Raw genomic sequence first — 1,634 nt, 5'->3', positions numbered from 1 at the left:
AAAAATAATGTTGGTTTTGTATTTGTAAACCTTATCTTAAATTGTTAGTTTTGGGAGAACTAATCCCCAACTGCGCGAAGCCACGGGACGTTGTAGGCAATTTTACCCAAAAAATTTCGTGAAAAGTAAATATGAAAAATAGCATTCGTCTTAAAAGCTTAATAAGTATCAGTTTACTGATTTTTGTTTTTCCATTTCTACAAACTTGCTCAGATGCAACAATAAAAAAAAATATTTGTCTTGAATCTAAAGAATTATCTCCTGTAGTGGATTCAATTCATACCGCAAATAATTTAGAAACTAACAAAAATCTTTATCAAGAAAAAAAGGATAATCACACAAAAGAAAATGTACAAACAAACGATTCTTTAAAAGATAAAAAAAGTTGTTTAGAAAGAGCAAGAAATGATAATACTTGTAATGCTTATTATTTAGGTTTTGGGAATTTAAACGAATTCGAATTTAGGTATTTAAGTGACAAAACCTTTTACATATTTTTAAATTTTACAATCATAATATTGTTAACAATCTTTATGCTAATAATATCATTTAGAAAAAAATTCAAACAAATAATTATCATCAGTTCAATAAATTTATTGCTACTTATTGTTGCGACAATTTCATTATACTTGATAGAAGTTATCGAAGATTTAAATCAAATAAAATATGGTTATTATTTGTTTGTATTAAATTCATTATTAATAATCTTTGAAAGCAGAAAAGAATTAAATAAACAAACGGAAAAATAAAAACTGCCTACAACAGCGGTTTTGCGAAATTTGGGGTTAAGGGTTTAATGGAACGATCTTTTTGTATATTTGGCTTTAGTCTTAATGGAAAGGCTTGGGAACATATAAACCCAAACTTCGCAAAGCCGGCGGGACGTTATGCGAGATTTTTAAAAAAACATCATGAAAAATTCATTATCTATATTATTTCTTTTCTTAAGCTTAAGTTCTTTTGGTCAAATTTCTGAACAAAAAATCTTTAATGGATCAACATATCAAATCACTTATCCCATTGAATGGAAATTAGACGAGTCAGGCAGAAATAGAACCGAATTTTATTTATTCCACTCTCCAACTGTCGGCAAATTTGGAAACAATATCAATCTAATGATTCAAAATCTCGAAGGGATGAATCTTAATCTTGATAGCTATACAGAATTATCTCAACGTCAAATTGAAACGAACGGAAAACTACTTAGCACTGTACGCAAATCTAAAAATGGATTAGAATTTCATGAAATTATTTTTGAATCTAATTACAATTCAATTGAAATCAGATATTTACAACAATATTATTTAAAAAATTCCAAAGCTTATATTCTAACTTTTACAGCTATTAAAAATGAATACGATAACATTGTTCCTAAAGCAAAAGAAATATTCGAAACTTTTATTCTAAATTAAAACCTCGCATAACAGGGGTTTCATGAAATTGGGGCTTTAAGGCTAAATTTAAAGGTTATTTCATATATTTGGCTTCCGTGGTTATTCAATGGTTTGGAAATGTATAAACCCCAACTTCATGAAGCCCCGGGACGTTAGCAGTCAGCTTGTGAAAAATGGAATCTTAAAAATAAACCCGAAAATTGTAAAATGGTTTCAAAAATAAGTATTACAGAATTTAAA

The 1,634-nt window shown here is 28.0% G+C and carries 2 protein-coding genes; both read left to right on the top strand.

Annotated features, from left to right (window positions below; genetic code table 11):
• The first annotated feature begins 131 nt into the window (after positions 1-131).
• Positions 132-749 (top strand): hypothetical protein, encoded by a 618-nt coding sequence (locus BLQ05_RS13575; RefSeq protein ID WP_023577702.1) that lies wholly within the window; start codon positions 132-134, stop codon positions 747-749.
• A gap of 162 nt (positions 750-911) precedes the next feature.
• Positions 912-1,412, top strand: coding sequence for a hypothetical protein (locus BLQ05_RS13570; protein WP_035655120.1), 501 nt, complete (start codon positions 912-914; stop codon positions 1,410-1,412).
• The last annotated feature ends 222 nt before the right edge of the window (positions 1,413-1,634 follow it).

Origin of the sequence: Flavobacterium saliperosum (assembly GCF_900100625.1) — a bacterium.
In the GTDB taxonomy this organism is placed as follows: domain Bacteria; phylum Bacteroidota; class Bacteroidia; order Flavobacteriales; family Flavobacteriaceae; genus Flavobacterium; species Flavobacterium saliperosum.
This window is presented reverse-complemented; position numbering and strand designations above follow the sequence as displayed.

Excerpts from the sequence above, each read along its gene's own strand:
- BLQ05_RS13570 (WP_035655120.1), top strand. The coding sequence starts at position 912 with ATGAAAAATTCATTATCTATATTATTTCTTTTCTTAAGCTTAAGTTCT.
- BLQ05_RS13575 (WP_023577702.1), top strand. The coding sequence starts at position 132 with ATGAAAAATAGCATTCGTCTTAAAAGCTTAATAAGTATCAGTTTACTG.